The organism is Micromonospora sp. NPDC000316 (assembly GCF_042898885.1).
Lineage (GTDB): Bacteria > Actinomycetota > Actinomycetes > Mycobacteriales > Micromonosporaceae > Micromonospora.
Genome location: NZ_JBIAZG010000001.1, coordinates 160908 through 175536 on the forward strand (window position 1 = coordinate 160908; position 14629 = coordinate 175536).

A 14629-nucleotide genomic window follows, 5' to 3' on the forward strand; every position below is an offset into this window, starting at 1 on the left:
GTCCCCTCCCCGAAACCCTTACTTGTGGTCTGCGCTTCCTACTGCTGCGGGCCGGATTGCGGCGGCGCCTGGCCCGGCCCCGCCCATCCGCCGTACGGCGGCGCGGCCTGCGCCGGCGGATAGCTCGGCGCGGGCTGGCCGACCGGCGGCGGGTAGCCGGGCTGACCCGACGGTGGACCGTAGCCCGGGGCGGGCTGCGGCGGCGCGCCGTGCCCCGCCGGCCATCCGGGCGGGCCGGGCGGGCCGGCGGGCCAGCCGGCCGGCGGCGGACCGGACGGACCGGCCGCTGCCGACTTACGTCGCATGCGGCGCCTCAGCACAAGCAGGAGAACGAGCGCGGCGATCGGCACGGCCAGGCAGAGCACCGCCTGGACGATCGCGCCCGTCGTGTTCGACACCCCGAACTGGACAGCCGGACCCCCGTCGTCGCGCTTGGCGGTGTCACCGTCTCGGCTCGGCTCAGCCGCAGCGCTTTTCAGCAGCGGGTTGGCCGTCACCGGCGGCACCGACCGGGTCAGCGCGGCGACCGGGTCGACGGCACCGAACCCGAACTGCGGGTCGCGGCCCGCCGGACCGGCGTCGCGGGCTGTCTTGATCAGGCGGTTGATCACGTTGGCGGCGTCCAACTGCGGAAACTTGGCGCGGACCAGGGCCACCACGCCGGAGATGATGGCGGCTGCCGAACTGGTGCCGCTGCCCACCGAGTAGCCGTTCGGGGAAACCGCCTTGGGCGCCGGCCCGATGATGCCGTCCATCGGTGAGGCGAGCACGGTCTCCGGGCCACTCACCGAGCCGGTGAAGAAGCCGCCCCGCTTGTCCAGACCGGAGACGGCGATGACGCCGGGGATGCTGGCGGGCGCGACGACCCGCCGTTCACCCTGCTCGATGTTTCCGGCGGAGGCCACCACGACGGCGTCCTTGCTCAACGCGTACTGGATCGCGTCCACCAGATCCGGGGGCGGCGTGCCTTCGCCGGCGCTCAGGGAGAGGTTGATGACGTCGGCACCGGCATCGGCTGCCCACCGGACACCCAGGACCATGTCGTCGGCGTTGAACCTGGCACCCATCGAGACCGGGAGGATCTTGGCAGCCGGGGCGATGCCCAGAAGCCGCATCGGGCCACCACCGCGCCCGGCGATGATGCCGGCCATCGACGTGCCGTGCCCCTTTTCCTTGTCGTCGTCACGCCGCCCGTCCGGCGCGGCGCTGACGTTTACACCGTGCCCCGGCAGCACCTGACCGCGCAGGTCGGGATGGTTCGCGTCCACCCCGCCGTCGACGACGGCGACCACGACACCCTTGCCCTGCGTGAGCGCGTGCGCCTGGGGGATCTTCAGCGAGTCGAGATACCACTGCAGCCCTCGGACCGTGTCGGCAGCCCGCGCCGGTGCCGGTGCGACCGTCACGGCGGGGGCGAGCGCGGCACACAACGCCAGCGCGGCCGCAGCCGTGACCCGTGCCGATCGGAAACGCTTCCCCGTACGCATTGCTCTCCCAGATACTGTGCCGACGCCAACGCAATGCGGCTCCGGCCCGGTCGAACCGGACCGGAGCCGCACCGGCGATTGTCTCAGCCCCACACCTTGGAATTGCTCATCTCGGTGGAGACGTAGTTTTCGCGGGCGATGCCGACGGCACCACCGATCTCGTTCAGGACCCGGTTGATGTCCCGGACGGCCTGGTCCCACTTCGCCTGGTGCTGCTCGTAGGCGACCCGGTCCTCGCCGTCCCACTGAAGCTTCGACAGCATCGACCGCAGCGTGTCGAGCTTCTCGTCGATGGTCTTCGAGATGGCCTGCATCTGCTGGTTGCTGCTCTCGAGGACCGCGTAGTCAACCTTGATCGTCACGACTTCCTCCTCTGCTGGCTGCGGATCACGGGTTGAGAGCAGAGTGGAACTTGTCCAGCATCTGCTGCTGCTCTTCGTCGTTGACCTGGTGCGTCGTACCCGACTTGTCGAGCAGGTCCGCGATGCTGTCCATCGCGGTCAGCAGCTTGACCGTGTCCTCGTTCCAGCGCGTCATGAGCCCCTGGAAGCCCGTGGACGCCTGGCCCTTCCACGCCATGGCCAGGTCGTCGACTACGTTCCACAGCTTCTTCAGCTCGCCGTCGACCTCGCTACGCGTAGACCGCACGTCACTCGCGGCGGTATGCAGAGTCGCAGCTTCGACCTCGAACGCCATGCTTCACACCCTTCCGTCATGTTGTGGCGGCGGCTTTGCCGCGCCCTCCCCCGCGGCAAGGCATCGACACCCCACCAACGGACACTCCAACAGAGACCGTAGCGGAGTCTGTCCAGTCCTCGCAGCCCTGGTAGGCGATGGTCGATGGATAGTGACGAATCAGCCATCGTGATTGTGGCACCTGAGCCGATACCCGCTGAATGACCACTCGGTCAGGACGGTTCGGTCAGGACGGCTCGGACCAAGCCGTCTGGATGAGCTGTTGTCCGTCGCGGCGACGGACCAGGGTGCCCCGGCCGGGCGGCTGCGGGCTCGGACGCAACGTGCCGAATACCGCGCCCTCCTCCCGGCTACCGGACATCAGCAGGCCTGGCGAATCCAGCTCCCGCAACCGTTGCAGCACCGGCTCGTAGAGCGCCCGGGACACTCCGCCCACCCGCCGCGTGATGATCAGGTGCAGACCGATGTCGCGGGCCTGCGGCAGCAGCTCCTGCAGGGCGCTGAGCGGGTTGCTGCCACCGGAGGCCACCAGGTCGTAGTCGTCGACAAGGATGTACAGGTCCGGGCCCTTCCACCAGCTGCGGTCGCGCAGTTGGGCGGTGGTCACGTCCGGGCCGGGCAGCCGGTTGGACAACGCGCTGCGAATCGAGCCGAGCCCCTGGGCGAACGCCTGGTTGGACGGCGCGTAGTCCAGCAGGTGATCGCCCTCCACCGCGCCCAGCAACCCACGCCGGTAGTCGGCGATCACCAACCGGGCCTGAGCGGGCGTGTACCGCTCGGTGATGCCCCGGGCGATCAGCCGCAACAGGTTGGTCTTGCCACACTCCGCGTCGCCGAAGACAGTCAGGTGCGGCTCGCTCGCCAGGTCCAGGTAGACCGGTGCCAGCGCCGACTCGTTGACACCGATCGGCAGGCCGGGCGCCGACCGGTCGATGATCCGGGCCAGCTCGGCCACCGCGAGTCGGCGCGGCAGCAGCCGCACCTTCGGCGCCGGACGCCCCGGCCAATTGGCCGCCACGTGCCCGGCCAGCGCGATCGACGCCTCGCCCAGGTCCTCGATGTCCCGCCTGCCGTCGATCCGCGAGATGGCCGTGAGGAAGTGCAGCTTGTCCCGGGTCAGACCACGGCCTGGCGACTTCTCCGGCACGTTCATCGCCGACCGACGGTCGATCTCGGATTCGGCCGCGTCACCCAGGCGCAGTTCGAGTTTGGTGCCGAGCAGGTCCCGCATGTTGATCCGGATCTCCGCCCACCGCACCGCGGTGAGCACCACGTGCACGCCGAAACCGAGGCCCCGGTTGGCGAGCGTGGTGATGGTCTGCTCCAGCTCCTCGTACTCCTGGCGCAGCGTGTTCCAGCCGTCCACCACCAGGAACACGTCGCCGAACGGGTCGTCGGCGAACTCACCGGCCGCCCGGCGACGGCGGTAGCTGGCCACCGAGTCGATGCCGTGCTGGGCGAAGCGCGTCTCCCGCTCGTCCAGCACGGCGACGACCTCGGCCACCGTCCGCCGCACCGCCTCGATGTCCCGCCGGCCGGCAACCCCTGCCATGTGTGGCAGTCGCTCCAGGCTGCGTAGCGCGCCGCCGCCGAAGTCCAGGCAGAAGAACTGCACCTCACGCGGCGTGTGGGTGAGCGCCAACGAGGCGAGCAGCGAGCGCAGCATCGTGCTCTTGCCACTCAGCGAGCGACCGACGATGACCACGTTGCCACCGGCCCCGGCCAGTTCGACCATCATCGGGTCGCGGCGTTGTTCGTACGGACGGTCCACCACTCCGACCGGCACCGTGAGTCGACCCCGGCCCGGCCAGGACGCGGTGCACAACCCGTACGTCGGGTCGACGGCCAGTGGCCCGAGCAGCTCACCCAGGCCCGGCGGGTCCGCCAACGGCGGCAGCCACACCTGGTGCGCCGGTCGACCCCGGCCCTTGAGCTGATCGATAAGCACGTCCAGCATGGCAACGGCCTTGCCGTCGGCCGGCTGCTCCGGTTCCGGCGCGGTGTCCAACGGCACCTGCGGGGCCTGCGCCGGCAGGAAGTCGACGCCGTACGGCACGATCCGGCGCTGCACCAGGGCCTGCGACGCGGATGCCTGCTGGCCGGGCGCCCGGTACGGCCCGGAGACGTAGGCGGCCCGGAACCGCAGCATCGTGCTCGTGTCGGTCTTCAGGTAGCCGTGCCCCGGCGCGTTCGGCAGCTCGTACGCGTCCGGCACACCGAGCACGATCCGGCTCTCCACAGCCGAGAAGGTACGCAGACCGATCCGGTACGACAGGTGGGTGTCCAGGCCGCGCAGCTTGCCCTCCTCCAGCCGCTGGCTGGCGAGCAGCAGGTGCACGCCGAGCGACCGGCCCAGCCGGCCGATCATCACGAACAGGTCGATGAAGTCGGGCTTGGCGGCGAGCAACTCGCTGAACTCGTCACAGATGATCAGGAGGCTGGGCATCGGTGCCAGCGGCTCGCCTGCCGCGCGGGCCTTCTCGTACTCGAATCGGGAGACGTAGTTGCCGGCCGCCCGCAGCAACTCCTGCCGGCGCACCATCTCACCGGCGAGCGCGTCGCGCATACGGTCGACGAGCGGCAGCTCGTCGGCCAGGTTGGTGATCACCGCGCTGGTGTGCGGCAGCGCCTCCAGCGAGGCGAACGTCGCACCGCCCTTGAAGTCCACCAGGACGAAGTTCAGCTCCTCCGATGAGTGGGTCACCGCCAGCGCCGCCACCACAGTACGGAGCAGCTCGCTCTTGCCGGAGCCCGTCGCACCGATCACCAGACCGTGCGGGCCCATGCCCTCGTGCGCCGACTCCTTGAAGTCCAGTTCGACGACGTTGCCGTCCGGGCCCACGCCGAGCGGGATGCGCAGCCGGTCGCGGTGGCCGCGCGGCCGCCAGGTCTGGTGGACGTCCACGGCCGCCGCGTCGCCGACGCCGAGCAGATCCGGCAACTCCATGCTGCGGGCCAGCGGCTCCTCGCTGCTGGTCTGCTGCTGGGAAAGCCGGTACGGGGCGATCTGTCGGGCCAGCCCTTCGGCGGCGTCGGCGGTGAGCCCGTCCGGGCGGCCCAGCCGCGACGACGACTTGCCCCGGACCAACTCGACTGAGCTGCCGTCGCCGACGTCCAGGCAGAGCAGCCAACGCCCGGCGTCGCGGGGCACCGTCCCCGACAGGTCGATTGTGGTGGCGCCCAGCAGACCCTGGCCCACCAACTGACATGTCGGTGCGATCTCACCGCCGTCGATCACCACGACGACGTGCGGGGCGGTGGTCAGCGGCTTGGCCTCCGCCGCGAACCGGGGACGCCCGGCCAACTCCCCGGCGAGCGACTCCTCCGCCTCGGCCAAGCTGGCGAAGACCAACCGGCGGGCGCCCGCAGCGTCCGTCCGGCCACTGTGGTGGGCGTGCGGAAGCCACTTCACCCACTCCCAGGCCGACTGCCGGTCAGGCGCGGCGACCACAGCGATCACCAGGTCGTCGGGGGCGTGGAAGGTCGCCAGCTGCCCCAGGGCCGCCCGGGTCAGGTCCAGCACCGGCTCACGGTCGCCGCGCAGCACCACACGACTGAACGCGCGGACCGAGAGCGCCGTCGGCAGTTCGGGCACTGTGGAGTGCGCCCGTACGAACCGGCGAAGCGCGATGGCGCTCATCGGTTCCAGGTCCTCGACCGGCTTGGTCTCCGGCGGGACGATCTCGACAGCCAGCCGCTGCGGCCCGAGCGCGATGCGGGTCTCGCCGAAGTCGTCCTCGGTGATCCGCCGCTCCCAGAGCCGGCGCGACGCCGCGATCGACCAGAGCGCGTCCGGCTCGGGGTGCCGCCAGGCCATCGCCGCCCGCTGCTGCTCGGCGGCCCTGCGGGTGCGCTTGCGCATCTGGGCCAGGTAGCGCATGTAGTCGCGGCGGTCGGCGTTCAGCTCGGCCTTGTCGTTGCCGCCGCCGTTGACGAGCGAACCGATCGCCATGCCGAGCATCGAGACGCCGAAGAGCCCACCGGCCACGTACGTCATCGTGCCGCCGCCCCGGCCCGCGTAGAGGAAGGCCATCGCGCCGACGCCGCACACCATCGGCAGGATCATGAGCAGCTGCCCCATGCCGCGGGGTGTCGGCTCAGGCAGCTCGGGCGGTGACTCCAGCAGCACCTCGCCGCGTGGCAAGGCGGGCCCCGGCTGGCGCGGGAGTCGGCGGAACACCACCGTGCTCACGGCTGTCTCCTCCCCAGAAGCGGCCTGATGACGTGCCGTCGCGGATCGAAGCCCACGGGTGGGCACTGTACGTGCTCGTCATCGTAGGTAATCTCCCGTGGGCGCGGTGCACCCGCATCGCGGCACCGCGGCCCGCCGATGGTAGATGGACCCAGGAGGCCACTGTGGCGACGAAGACGGCGACCGGTGGGCTGAGCCGGATCACCATCGTGGCTCCCCGTACCCGGATGGATCTGGCCCTTCCGTCGGACGTACCGATGGCCGATCTGCTGCCCACCCTGCTGCGCTACGCCGGTGAGGACCTGGCCGACGAGGGGGTGCGGCACGGCGGCTGGGCGCTGTCCCGGCTGGGCGGCGCACCCCTGGACGGCGGGCGCACCGCCGCGCAGTTGGGCGTACGCGACGGTGAGGTGCTGTATTTCAATCCCCGGTCGGCGGCGGCCCCGGAGATCGTCTTCGACGACGTGGTGGACGCGGTCGCCACCGCTACCAACAAGCGCCCCGGCTCCTGGCAGGTCGGCGCGACCCGGTCCTTCGCGGTGCTGTTCGCCACGGCGGCGTTCGGCGCCGGCGCGTTGGCCGCTCTCTTCGCCGGCCCTCCGCACCTGCCCGGCGCACTGGCCGCCCTGCTGGTGGCGGTGGCTCTGCTGGTCGGCGCTGCGGTGCTCTCCCGCGCCGCCGGTGACAGCCGGACCGGCGCGGTCCTGGCCGTGGTCAGCCTGGTGTACGCCGGCACCGGCGGCCTGCTGCTGCTCGCGGGCGACCGGCGGCTGACCGAACTGGCCAGCCCACACGCCCTGCTCGCGGCCACCGCCGTGGTGGTCTTCGGTGCGATGGCCGTGCTGGCCGTCGGTGACCGCTATCCGCTCTTCTTCGCAGCGATCGGAGTGGGTGCGGGGGCCGGGCTGGGTGCGCTGCTCTGCCTGGCCTTCGGGCTCGACGCAGCGGCGGCGGCTGCCGTTGTGGCGGCGATCGCGTTCGGCGCGGTGCCGGCGCTGCCGATGGCCGCCTACCGGCTGGCCCGGCTGCCGGTGCCGTCGATCCCGACCGGCCCGGAGGACCTGAAGACCGACAGCGAGTCGGTCGACGGCCGGCAGGTGCTCGACCGCAGTGACCGGGCCGACCAGTTCCTCACCGGTCTGCTGTGGACGGTGTCGGTGCTCGTGCTCGGCGTCGAGTTGGTGCTGGCCTTGGACGGCCGCCTGCCTGCGGTGCTGCTGTGCCTGGTGCTGGCCCTGCTCTCGATGCTGCGGGCCCGCCCGCTCCTCGGCCGGGCCCAACGCATCCCGGTGCTGCTCGCCGGCACTGTCGGGCTGGGTCTGACCGCCGCGGCCACCTTCGCCGGTGGGTCGCTGCCGGTCCGGCTCGGTCTGATCCTCGGCGGCCTGCTGCTGGCGGCCGTGGTCAGCCTGATCTACGGCCTGACCGTCGCCGGCAAGCGCATCTCGCCGGTCTGGGGCCGGCTGCTCGACATCGTCGAGATCATGCTGATCATCTCGCTGGTCCCGCTCGCCGTCTGGGTCTGTGGCCTGTACGGCTGGATCGTCAACCTGCGGCCCTGACCCGCTGGCAAGCGCACCGACGGGTCAGCGTGACAGCCGGCGGGCGGTCCCACCCGGCGCCGACGCGACAGGCGCGCTGGCGTACACACCCGGGCCGTGCTGCCCGTCCATCGGCCGGGCCGGGACGCCGGCCCGGCGCGCCACCTCCCGCACGACCTTGACCAGTGCCTCGACGTGGTTGTCCATCGCCGCGACGCGGAGCAGCGGCGCCGCCACGCGGCCGTCGGACGAGACCGCCGCCGCCACCGTGTGCGACGGCGCCGATGTGGCGGTGATCGCGTCCACAAGCGGGCCGAGCGGGGTGTCCGGCCGGCCGCGCAGGGCCAGGCAGCGGTGCGTCCAGCCGCCGCCGCGCAGCCCCAGCCAGGTCTCTGTAGGCGGCTCGGGGACCAGGTCGAGGCCTGCGGCCGACACCACCGCCGCGCGCAACTCGTCGCGGCCCAGTGGCCGGTGGGCGAGCCCGGCGGCCGTCAACGCCTTGCCCAGCCGGCCGATCCCGGCGGCCAGCGTCCGGTGGACGCCGGGCAACCCGCCGCCCCGGCTGACCGTCTCCACCCGGGCGTCGCTGACCGTGAGCCGCAGCGCCACCCAGACGGTCCGGTGCGCCGCCGGTGGCGCACCGGGAGCCGGATACCAGACCAGTGTGTGCGCGACGACCTGCGCCCGGGAGACCGGCGCCGAGAAGTCGGCGAGCACACGCATCGCACGGTCCACGGTGGATGCCTCAACCGAACCGACCGCCGCGCCTGTCGCGGCTTGCAGGGCGACCGCCGCGAACCAGCCCTGGTCGTCCTGCCCGATGCCCAGCCGAGTGCCCCGGTCGGTCAGCTCGATGACGCTCAGCTCCGGCGCGAGCGCGGCCAGCCGGGGATCGGCGGTCGCGCCGCCGGCCAGCGCCGCCGCGGCGCGCTCGCGGCGACGGCGCAACCGCTGGCGCAGCAGCACGTCCTCGAACCACCAGCGTCCGCCCCGCCGGGCGAACGCCGCCACCACGACCAGCACCGCCACGAAACCCGCCACGGCGAGCAGCCAACTCGGGCCGGCCGTCGCGGCCCAGACGGTGACCGCGCACACCTCCAGCACGACGAGTTGACCGACAAGCACCGGCCCGATACGGCCCCGACCCGGCCGGTCGGCTGTCGATGCCACCCGCGCCGGGACGTCGGACGGGCTCGTGACCGCTCGGGCGGGTCGCGCCTGAACCTGCGTCATCGCTGACTGTCCCTCCTGCACGATGTGGCTCTGCGCCGGGGAAGGCCCGGCACCGACCAAGGCGGCGGGCCCGAGGGCCGGCCGTCGGCCCCTTATCGTAGGGAAGCCCGCGACGGCACCCCGACCTGATCGTCGCGGATCCACCCCGCCGGAGGTAAGTCATGCGGACCCGCCGCGATCAGGTGCAGGCGTACCGCTTCGTCACCCGCCGGATCGTCTCCGCTCTGCTGTCGGGCGATCCGGAGACCACTAACCTCCCGATGCGACGGCTCGGGATGGCGGTCTTCGGCAGTGCGATCGCCGCGGCCGTGGTGCTCGGTGGGGTGGGCGCCTACGGCCAGTTGACCGGGAACGCCGCGCCGCTTGACGAGAACACGCTCGTCATCGAGCGTGAGACGGGTGCGACGTACGTGTTCGCCGAGGGCAAGCTCCACCCGACGCTCAACTACACCTCCGCCCGGCTGATCCTCAACGAGCCGGCCCCGGCGGTCCGGACGATGTCCCAGGCCTCGCTGCGGGACCGGCCGCGCGGCCGCACGGTCGGCATCGTCGGCGCCCCGGACGCGTTGCCCGACCGCAAGTCGTTGACCGGCTTTCCGTGGTCGGTCTGCGACGTGCCCGATCCCGTCGACCCGCGCCGTTCCACCACACGCGTCGTGATCGACAGGGCACTGCCCGGAGGCGCGCCGTTGGGTGACAGCGCTGTTCTGGTCACCGTGGACGGTCAGCGGCACCTGCTCACCGGCAACTCGCGGCTCGAAGTGCTCGGCGGCGATCAGTCGATCGCGGCGCTACGGATGACGGGCACCGCGCCGCTGCCGGTCGGGCAGCAACTGCTCAACGCGCTGCCGGCCGGGCCGCCGCTGCGCAAGCCGTCGCTGCCCGGCATCGGTGACCGCAGTGGGCTGAGCGTGGCCGACCGGCCGGCCACCATCGGTCAGGTGTTCCGGGCGGCCGGGCAGCACTACGTGCTGGCCCGGGAGGGGCTCGCCTCGATAAGTGAGATCACCGCGCTGCTGATGATCAGCGGCGGCGGTCAGATCACCGACATCACACCGGACCAGGCCGGCCGGCTGTTGACCGACCAGCGGGTGGACCCGGACGGGATGCCTCGGGCGCTGCCCGCCCTGCACCAGGTCCGGGCCGGACAGACGCTGCTCTGCGCGACGTACCGGGCCAGCAGCGGAGGCGGTCCGCCGACAATCACGCTTGAGGTCTTCGACCGGGTACCGGCCGAGTTGACCGCTGACGAACCAAACTCGGTGCCAGTGCGGCAGACCAATCGGGACGCGGTCCGTACGGCCGAGTCGGTGCTGCTGCCCGGCGGCAAGGGCGTGCTGGCCCAGGCCGCGCCCGGGGCCGGGACCAGCGGCTCCGGCGCCGCCGGGTCGACGGTCTACCTGATCAGCCCGCAGGGCGTCCGGTATCCGCTCGGGTCCGGCGAGACGCTGGCGGCGCTCGGCTACGAGGGCGTCACGCCGCTGGCGGTGCCCGGCTCACTGCTCGCACTGATCCCCACCGGGCCGACGCTTGACCGGGAGGACGCGCGCGCGACCTTCTCGCCCGGTGACACACCGACGACCGACTCGGCACCGCAGTCGACGTCGTCCGCGCCCGCCTCGGGTGACCCGACGAGTGGCGGGACGGGCGGCGGGGCCTCCGGGGAATAGACCGGGGCCGACGGCTGAGCGGCCCACATGGGTCGCCGAGGCTTGGTGCGGTGGACTAGCCTGGTTCCGCTGACGGTTGTCAACCAACGACGGGGATTTGCTATGACCGGGCGTACGGAAGTCGACCTGTTGTCCCTTGAGGACTTCCACAAGCACCTGGCGTCGCGGCTGAGTCAGGCCGAGGCGGTGCTGCGCAAGCTCAACACCGAGATGCAGTGCAGCCCTCCGGCGTTGGGCCAGTTCACCGACGCCACCCAGAACGCTCGCCGATACAGCGCCGTCCACCAGTCGTACGTGGAGCAGGCCGAGCGACTCCGGCAGGCGGTGCAGGCGGCACAGCAGGCGACAAGCACGATCCTGGCCAACTACCGCACCGCGGAGGCGCGCAACGCGGCAAACGCCTCAGACATCACCGCCGCGCTGACCGGTGTCGACCGGGCGTTGCGGCCGAGGGGGGATGGGCGTGTCTGAGTACACCCAGCGCTACCAGGGCAGCAGCCACCAGCAGCTGTACGACGCGGTGATGGCCGGTAAGCCCGAGCAGATCGACGGGCTGGCCGCTAAGTGGGCCACGCTCAAGGGCATCCTGGACAGCTTCAGCCGGGAGTTCAGCGGCGACCTCGAGAAGCTCGGCAACAGCTGGACGGGCTCGGCGGGCCTGGAGTTCCAGCGGCGGCTGACGCTCATCGTCGACCACGCCGACGCGCTCGGCGAGGGGATGTCCGACATCCAGCAGGGCCTGACCATGATGGCCGGCCAGCTTCGCACCGCTCACAAGCAGGCGGAGAGCCCGGACGAGACCGACGACAACGACCAGGCGATCTCCGGCGCGCTCAAGGGTGCCGTCTTCGGTCTGCCCGGCGCGGTCGTCGGGGGCGTCATGGGCCACCAGCAGGACAAGGCAGAGCAGGAGAAGGCCCACAAGCGGATGGTGAACGTGGTGGCCGAGCTGGCCGCCGGTTACGACCTCTCCGCATACGATCGTGTGGTCGATCCGCCGCGTCCCCATGCGGAGACGCCGAAGACGGCCAACCCGGACCCGACGACGCCCCGCAGTGTCCCGGCCACCGGCACGCCGTCCGCCGCTCCCACCGCCACCGGGCTCACCGCGCACACCGGCGGCGCGACAGTCGCGACGCCTACCCATTCGTCCCCGCCGCCGGGCACCGGCGGCGGGACCATCACCCACGTGGGCGGCACGACCACCGGCGGCACGCCGGGCGTCGTCACCGGCCCGGGCGGCTCCGGGGGCACCACCTCCCTCGCCGGGGCGGACCCGCTGCTCGGCGGGGCCCTGCTCGCCGGCGGCACGGCCGGGCTTGTCGGTCTGTCCGGTCCGACCACCGCGCCCGCCAGCGCCGGGTCCGGCCCGGGTCTGGTCTTCGGGGCACCTGGTGGGGCACCGGCCGGCGGCGTGTTGCGCACCTCGACGCTCGCCGGTTCGAGCAGCACGCCCACAGTGTCGGCGCGGCCGGCCGGCGGCGCCGCCGCGACCGAGGCCCGTTCCGCCAGTGGGGTCGGGCGCGGCATCGACGGCCGGCGCGGTGAGACCACCGGTCGGGCGGCCGCCGGCAGCGGCCAGCCGGGTTCCGGCCGCGCGGCGGGCACCAAGCGGCCCGGCATTCTCGGCGGGCACGGCCAGCCGGCCGACGACGAGTCCGACGAGCGGCTGACCTGGCTGACCGAGGACGAGATGGTGTGGCGGGACGGCGGGGACGCCGCACCGCCGGTGCTCGGCACGGCGGGCTGACCGCTCCTCGGCCAGCGCCCATCGGCGACGCCGCACACGACGCCTCGGTGACCCCTGCCGGACCTGGTCCGGCAGGGGTCACCGCCTTCGCGGGGTCGGTCCGTCCACAGTGGGTGCCGTGGCGACGGTCGCCCTTGTCACAGGGCTGTCGTGCTGCACCACGCCGAGTCGGACGATAGGTTTGTGGGGTGCCGTCCGCGAACCTGGTCCACCCAGCCCGGTGGATCATGCTGCGGTCACTGCGGGAGCTGACCCGGCTGGCGTTCACCGCGCTGGTGCTCGCGGTCGGCCTCGGCGGCGCCCTCGCCGCGACACCGCCTCCCGCCCCGACACAGCCGAGCGCCGTGAGCAGCCGGGTGGACACCCTCCGACCCGACGCCGCTCCGGCCGCCGACCAGGCGAGCCGGCCGACCCCGTCCCGGCCGGCCGACGGCTTCGTCACCGCCACGACGACCGGCCCGGTCACCGCAGCGCTGGGGCACGCGCCGGCCGTTGAGCTCGGTCGGGGCGCACCGCCCCGACGCGGCCCGCCCACCCGCTGACCCAGGCCGCCCCGACGATCCGCTCGACCCGACCCCGGGTCGCGCGTCCGGGCACTCCGGGCAGGGTGCGACCCGCCTGCGGTCACCGACCGGACCGCCCATCCCGCCCAGCGGTGATCGTCCTCGGCCGACCATCCCGACAGCCCCCTCCCGACCACTCGGAGCCGATCGCGTCGACATCAGTCGATCAACGGCCCGGTGCGCTCAGGACCCATCCGTCGATACCCGTTGTTCGACCGCGAGGTGCTGATCATGCAGACCGTCCTCTCCGCCGTCCTACCCGACGTGCCCCGGGCCGCCGCCATCTGGCTGGGCCTGCTCGGGGTGGTAGTGGTCGCTGTCTCCGTCCTCCTGCTGCGACCCGGCCGGCTTCGCCTCGACCCGGCCGCCCGCATCCGTGACGCCGCAATGCCCAGTCAGGTCGAAGAGGCGCAGGAGGAGCGGGAGCAGAGCCGCTACGCGCAGGAGGTCGCGGTGGCCGCCGAGCGCGCCACCACCACCGCCCAGCGCCGGCGGGCGGAGTGGCTGGCCGCTCAGGAGGAGGCCGAAGCCGCCTGGCAGGCCCGTGAGGCGGCCGAGGCCGGCGTCCGTCGGCTCAGCGGCGCGGCCGCGATGCCGCTGCCGTACACCGCACAGACCCCCGCCGAGTACGCCGACCGCGAGCGCTACCTGCATCGGGCCGCGCTTACCGCGTACTGGCGGCAGGATTTGTCGGTGGAGCAGCTCAGTGACGTCTTCGCGCACCGCGACGGCTGGGATCCGCGGCTGCACCCGGTCGAGCAGGAGCTCGTGCTCCAGCGGGCGATTCGCGACAACCTGGTGGCCCGGCACGTCGCCGCCCAGGAGCGGGAGCAGGCCGCCTGGCGGGCTGCCGAGCTGGCCGTGGCAGCCGCCCGCAGCCTCCGCGAGGAGGCCCACGCCGCGACCGAGCGGCGGGTGGCGGAGTCGCCCTCGGTGCTGCCGCTCAGTGAGGTCATCCGGCCACCGGCCGAGCCGACCCGGGAGAACGTCGTGGTCGCCCGTGGCCGGGCGGCGGTCCCCGCGTTCTGACCTGACAACACGGCGACACGGCGCGCCGAGCAGGCAACGCCGCGCGCCGATGCGTCGGGCGGAGAGCGCGCCGGTGCCGACACCGGGTCGGACGGACGTCTGTGGGTTAGCGTGACGGCATGTCCCGACAGGCGTGGGTTCTCGTGGTGATCGCTGGCCTCCTGGCGATCGCCACCCTTGTCGGCGCGGTGGTGCTGGCGGTACGTGTGGTGCGCATCCGGCGGATGCTTACCGGCCTCGGCGCGAGCGGCAATGTCGTCTTCTACGGGGCGCTGATCTACGCGATCTTCCCGGTCGACGTCCTCCCGGACCCCATCTACCTGGACGACATGGGCATCCTGGCCGGTGCGCTGATCTACCTGACCCGGCTGGTCCACAAGCGCCAGGCGGCGAGCCACCGGCTGCCCGGGCAGCCCGAAGCGCCGACGGCGTCGGAGGGCACCCGCCGCTCCGTACGATGATCGAGAT

12 protein-coding genes are annotated in these 14629 nt (G+C 72.6%); 7 read left to right on the top strand and 5 right to left on the bottom strand.

Translation table 11 applies throughout. The features are described 5' to 3' along the window. Positions 1-38: 38 nt before the first annotated feature. The 4 genes from ACFY2Q_RS00710 to eccCa all read right to left on the bottom strand — a co-directional run bounded on the left by ACFY2Q_RS00710 (position 39) and on the right by eccCa (position 6375). Positions 39-1487: a S8 family serine peptidase gene (locus ACFY2Q_RS00710; protein ID WP_387126196.1), complete on the bottom strand. Its 1449-nt coding sequence runs from the start codon at positions 1485-1487 to the stop codon at positions 39-41. An 83-nt stretch (positions 1488-1570) separates the two neighbouring features. Then, entirely contained in the window at positions 1571-1849 is a 279-nt protein-coding gene (locus tag ACFY2Q_RS00715) for a WXG100 family type VII secretion target (protein WP_357004337.1), read from the bottom strand. A 25-nt stretch (positions 1850-1874) separates the two neighbouring features. Continuing rightward, positions 1875-2183, bottom strand: a complete 309-nt coding sequence (locus ACFY2Q_RS00720; RefSeq protein ID WP_387126198.1) for a WXG100 family type VII secretion target — start codon at positions 2181-2183, stop codon at positions 1875-1877. A gap of 226 nt (positions 2184-2409) precedes the next feature. Beyond that, positions 2410-6375 (bottom strand): type VII secretion protein EccCa, encoded by a 3966-nt coding sequence (eccCa, locus tag ACFY2Q_RS00725; RefSeq protein ID WP_387126200.1) that lies wholly within the window; start codon positions 6373-6375, stop codon positions 2410-2412. A gap of 164 nt (positions 6376-6539) precedes the next feature. On the opposite strand from eccCa, the gene eccD reads away from it, so the two are divergent. After that, positions 6540-7937, top strand: coding sequence for a type VII secretion integral membrane protein EccD (eccD, locus tag ACFY2Q_RS00730; RefSeq protein ID WP_387126202.1), 1398 nt, complete (start codon positions 6540-6542; stop codon positions 7935-7937). 24 nt (positions 7938-7961) lie between these two features. Here the strand turns inward: eccD and ACFY2Q_RS00735 are convergent, their stop codons facing one another. Beyond that, positions 7962-9149 carry a type VII secretion protein EccE gene (locus tag ACFY2Q_RS00735; protein ID WP_387126204.1) on the bottom strand — a complete coding sequence of 396 codons (1188 nt, stop codon included), beginning with the start codon at positions 9147-9149 and terminating at the stop codon, positions 7962-7964. Positions 9150-9310: 161 nt separating this feature from the next. Between ACFY2Q_RS00735 and eccB the strand changes: the two genes are divergently transcribed. The 6 genes from eccB (at position 9311) to ACFY2Q_RS00765 (ending at position 14622) form a co-directional block, all read left to right on the top strand. Continuing rightward, on the top strand, positions 9311-10819 hold the full coding sequence (gene eccB, locus ACFY2Q_RS00740; RefSeq protein WP_387126206.1) for a type VII secretion protein EccB: 1509 nt from the start codon (positions 9311-9313) through the stop codon (positions 10817-10819). A gap of 102 nt (positions 10820-10921) precedes the next feature. Next, positions 10922-11290, top strand: a complete 369-nt coding sequence (locus tag ACFY2Q_RS00745) for a hypothetical protein (protein WP_387126208.1) — start codon at positions 10922-10924, stop codon at positions 11288-11290. Next, positions 11283-12569, top strand: coding sequence for a hypothetical protein (locus ACFY2Q_RS00750; protein WP_387126210.1), 1287 nt, complete (start codon positions 11283-11285; stop codon positions 12567-12569). The genes ACFY2Q_RS00745 and ACFY2Q_RS00750 overlap by 8 nt, the downstream gene beginning before the upstream one ends. 188 nt (positions 12570-12757) lie before the next feature. Then, complete coding sequence (locus tag ACFY2Q_RS00755) at positions 12758-13111, top strand: hypothetical protein (RefSeq protein ID WP_387126212.1); 354 nt, start codon at positions 12758-12760, stop codon at positions 13109-13111. Positions 13112-13363: 252 nt separating this feature from the next. Further along, positions 13364-14161, top strand: coding sequence for a hypothetical protein (locus ACFY2Q_RS00760; protein WP_387126214.1), 798 nt, complete (start codon positions 13364-13366; stop codon positions 14159-14161). Positions 14162-14280: 119 nt separating this feature from the next. Next, positions 14281-14622 carry a hypothetical protein gene (locus tag ACFY2Q_RS00765; protein ID WP_387126216.1) on the top strand — a complete coding sequence of 114 codons (342 nt, stop codon included), beginning with the start codon at positions 14281-14283 and terminating at the stop codon, positions 14620-14622. Positions 14623-14629 lie beyond the last annotated feature (7 nt).

Bases quoted from the DNA above. Each gene is read 5' to 3' on its own strand.
- ACFY2Q_RS00710 (WP_387126196.1), bottom strand. From the start codon at position 1,487: ATGCGTACGGGGAAGCGTTTCCGATCGGCACGGGTCACGGCTGCGGCC.
- ACFY2Q_RS00720 (WP_387126198.1), bottom strand. From the start codon at position 2,183: ATGGCGTTCGAGGTCGAAGCTGCGACTCTGCATACCGCCGCGAGTGAC.
- ACFY2Q_RS00735 (WP_387126204.1), bottom strand. From the start codon at position 9,149: ATGACGCAGGTTCAGGCGCGACCCGCCCGAGCGGTCACGAGCCCGTCC.
- eccB (WP_387126206.1), top strand. From the start codon at position 9,311: ATGCGGACCCGCCGCGATCAGGTGCAGGCGTACCGCTTCGTCACCCGC.
- ACFY2Q_RS00745 (WP_387126208.1), top strand. From the start codon at position 10,922: ATGACCGGGCGTACGGAAGTCGACCTGTTGTCCCTTGAGGACTTCCAC.
- ACFY2Q_RS00760 (WP_387126214.1), top strand. From the start codon at position 13,364: ATGCAGACCGTCCTCTCCGCCGTCCTACCCGACGTGCCCCGGGCCGCC.
- ACFY2Q_RS00765 (WP_387126216.1), top strand. From the start codon at position 14,281: ATGTCCCGACAGGCGTGGGTTCTCGTGGTGATCGCTGGCCTCCTGGCG.